At 73.2% G+C, this 3720-nt stretch carries 2 protein-coding genes and 1 pseudogene; all 3 read right to left on the bottom strand.

All coding sequences use genetic code 11. The annotated features are described in order from the left end of the window. Positions 1 to 29 precede the first annotated feature (29 nt). A complete protein-coding gene (locus ACLEQD_RS39015) occupies positions 30 to 1589 on the bottom strand; it encodes a hypothetical protein (protein ID WP_410390958.1) in 1560 nt (519 codons plus the stop codon). A gap of 161 nt (positions 1590 to 1750) precedes the next feature. Next, positions 1751 to 3094, bottom strand: a complete 1344-nt coding sequence (locus tag ACLEQD_RS39010; RefSeq protein WP_410390959.1) for an MFS transporter — start codon at positions 3092 to 3094, stop codon at positions 1751 to 1753. 265 nt (positions 3095 to 3359) lie between these two features. Beyond that, a pseudogene (locus tag ACLEQD_RS39005) lies at positions 3360 to 3720 on the bottom strand (hypothetical protein); the annotation flags it as partial.

Genomic DNA, 3720 nt, shown 5'->3' with positions numbered 1-3720 from the left:
CGTAGCCGCACGCACGCTCGCGTCTCCCCTCACCGGGAGACGCGCCCACGGGCGGTGCCCCCTCGGGAGGTGTCCCGGGGAGACCGCCCGCGTTCGTTTCCCGCGGACCACGCTGCCTGAGCGGCCCCCCCTGCCCCCGCTAGCCGGGCAGGACCCGGGTGCGCCGGCGGCGGCCCCACTCCATCAAGATGAACGTCATGCCCACCGCGAGCATCGCGCTGCCACCGCCACACCCGGCGGCCATCGCCTGCTGGGAGGGGCCCGTCGCGGCGCTCGCCAGCGCGCCGGGGTCCCGTGGGGGCTCGAACCCGGAGCCGCCGGTGGCGGTGAACGGCTCGCGGTCCCGCGCGTCGTCGGACGGGGCCTGCTTCGCCGCGACGGACTGGGACTTGAGCGACGACGCGCTGGTGGAGAAGAAGGACAGCCGGTAGCTGGAGCCGGAGGACGGCTCGATGCCGAAGAAGCACACCAGCGGCACGCCCGAGGGCAGCACGTCCGGCGCCGCCGGGTAGCCCGCGAAGCCGGACCGACGCCAGCTCCCTGCCCGCCCCCGGCTTGCCGCTGGAGGACAGCGCGCGGACCCACAGCCGGTAGCCGGAGCCGTCGCTGCGCGGCTGGTTGTAGAAGAGGTACAGGCTGCTGCCCGAGCGCACGAGCGCGGGCTGCGTGGCCCAGTCCCCGTCCTCCAGCACCTTCACCGCGGAGCCGAAGCTGGAGCCGTTGAAGCGGCGGTACATCAGCCGTTCGGAGTTGTCCTTGTAGACCAGGTGCAGGCCGCCCTTCCCGTCCGCCACCGCGCTCATCGCGGCGCCGTGGTAGATGCCGTCGGAGAAGGCCGTGCGCGTGGAGGACCAGGTGGACACGGACGCGCTGTCGTCGCGGATCCGGTAGTGCGTGGTGTCGTGGCCGTCGTGCGAGCTCCACAGCATCATCAGCCGGCTGCCCAGGCTGATGAGCCGCCCGCCGCCGCGCTTGGAGATGCCGCGCGCGAGCGCGGACTGCGTGCGGAAGGTGGAGCCGCCGTCGCTGCTCACGGAGAGGGCCAGCGTGTTCCTGGCGTCCTTCTCCCGGAAGAAGGCCTGCACCCAGAAGCGGCCCCTGGAGTCGCGCGCCAGCTCCGCGCGGTAGTACGCGGTGCTGGAGCTGGTGGAGTCGAAGACGCGCACGGGCTTGTCCGGCAGCCAGTGGTTCCTGGACGCGCTGTAGCGCCACCACTGGAAGTACACGTCGCGGGACGTGGAGCCGCTGATGCCCTGGCTGTCCGGCGTCTCCACCGCGTAGACGAGCGCCACGTCCCGGCCCACCACCACCAGGTCCGCGCGGTCGTAGGTGGAGCCGTCGTGGATGACGCCCTCCTGCTTCCAGCTGCCGCCGCCGTTGTCGCTGCGGAACAGGCGCAGGCCGTGCCCGTCCTTTCCCCCCTGCTGCACGGCCGCGAGCAGCACGGAGCCTTCACTGCGGGACACGCGCACGATGTGCCGGTGCGCGGGCAACGTCAGCGCGTTGCCGCCCCGCACCGGGATGGCCGTGGGCGGTGTCGCCGCCGTCATGCCCGCCAGCAGGAGTCCTGTGAGTGCCGCCCAACTCATTCCCACCCCCTCTGTTGAATTCCTCGCCGGGAAACTGGTGGGCGGGGAGGGGCGAAAGAAGCTGGGAAAAAGAGGCGTCGCCTGCACGCCTGCTCCGCGACGGAGGCTCGCGCGGAGGCCTTGCGCCGCGGGGAGCGTCGTTTGCTGAACGTGGGGGCGCCTCAGCCGCGCGCCGCGGCCCTGCCGCCGATGTGCTCGCCCGCGTCCGGACGCAGCCGGCGGAAGAGCGGCCCGGCCAGCGACGACACCATGCCGATGGCGAGGAACGGCAGGACGAAGCGGTCCGGCGTGAGGCGCACGTCACCGCCGCCGCGCGCCACGTGCAGCATCAGGCCGCCGAAGCTGATGCCCACGCTCAGCGCCATCTGCTGCGTCACCACCGCGACGGTGGAGCCGTTGCTCACCGCCTCCCGGGGGAGGTCCGCGTAGGCCACCGTGTTGGTGGCGGTGAACTGCAAGGAGCGCATGAAGCCGCTGCACACGAGCGTGACGATGATGAACGGGATGGGCGTCCCCAGCCCGAAGAAGGCGGGCACGGCCGTCAGCGCGGCGGTGAGCAGGTTGGAGGCGACGAGCGTCTGGCGGAAGCCCGCGCGGCGGATGAGCGCGGGCGCCACCGGCTTGCACATGAAGGCGCCCAGCCCCGTCCCGATGGTGACGAGCCCCGCCTCCAGCGGCCCCCAGCCCAGGGCCACCTGGAAGAGCAGCGGCAGGAGGAAGGGCGTCGCCCCCAGGCCGATGCGCACCAGCGCGCCGCCCGCCATGCTGGCGCGGAAGGTGTCCACCTGGAACAGGCGCAGGTTGAGCACCGGGCGCGGCGTGCGCAGCGCGTGCCGCACGTAGGCGGCCAGCGCCCCGAGCGCGACCAGCGTGATGCCCACCTGCGCGGGCCACGGCACCAGGCCGATGCCCACCGTCTCCGCCGCGCCCATCAGCGCGGTGATGGCGACCACGGCGATGGCGAAGCCCTTCGTGTCGAAGGGGCCGGGGTCCGGCTGCTTCAGCGGAGGCACGAAGCGCGCCACGGCCCACATGCCCAAGAGGCCCACCGGCACGTTGATGAAGAAGATCCACGGCCAGTCCGCGACGGCCAGGATGAAGCCCGCGAGCGGCGGCCCCAACAGCGGCCCCACCAGCGCGGGCATGGTGAACCAGCTCATCGCGGACACCAGCTTCTCGCGCGGCGCCGAGTTGACGACGATGAGCCGGCCCACGGGCGTCATCAGCGCGCCGCCCAGCCCCTGGAGCGTGCGGGAGGCGACGAGCTGCGCGAGCGTCTGGGAGAGGCCGCACAGCACGGAGCCCGCGAGGAACACGACCATGGCGGTCATGAAGACGCGGCGCGGGCCGAAGCGGTCGGCGATCCACCCGCTCGCGGGCGCGAGCACGGCCAGCGCCAGGATGTACGACGTCAGCGCGAGCTTGAGGTGGACGGGGTCGGTGCCGAACGCCACGGACAGCGTGGGCAGCGCGGTGGACAGCGCCGTGGAATCCAGGAACTCCATGAACAGCGCGCTGGCGACCGCGACGGAGGCCAGCCGGGTGCCTCGGGAGGAGGTGTTGGAGGGCCCGGTGGAGACGGTCGCGGTGGAAACGGACACGTCCTTTTCTATGCGCATGCCGCGCCGGGTCTGTCACGCCCGCGGGAAGGCCGCGCCGGGCAGCGCAGAAGTCCGCGTACTCCCAGCGCGAAGCGGCGAGGGCTTCCGGTGAAGCTGGCGTCTGGCGGTCCGCAGGGCAGTCAGGCAGGCCCGCTGGCACCCAGGAGCTTCAGGGCTCCGGCGGCTCGTTCCGGGCGGCGTCCGCCAGCGTGCGGGCCTCTTCGCGCAGCTCGTCCAGCCGGACGCGGTGGCGCTGGAGCAGCGCGTCCACCTGCTCGACGCGGACCTTGTCCCCGCGCGCCTTCGCTTCCTGCCGCTCGCCTTCCAGCCGTGACACGTCCCGCCCCAGCAGCGTGGCGATGTGCTCCGTCTTCTCCAGCTTCCAGCGCGCCGTCTGGGGCTGCTCCTCCGCGATGGGGTCGTTCGCCTGCGGCGGCGCGTTGGCCACCTCCGGCTCCGGCGGCACGTCCCCGGGTGCGGGCGGCACCACCGTGGCGTGGGGCGGCGCGGGGTCCGGCGTCCGCACCGGC

The organism is Corallococcus sp. 4LFB, assembly GCF_046520365.1.
GTDB classification, from domain to species: Bacteria; Myxococcota; Myxococcia; order Myxococcales; family Myxococcaceae; genus Corallococcus; species Corallococcus caeni.
This window is presented reverse-complemented; position numbering and strand designations above follow the sequence as displayed.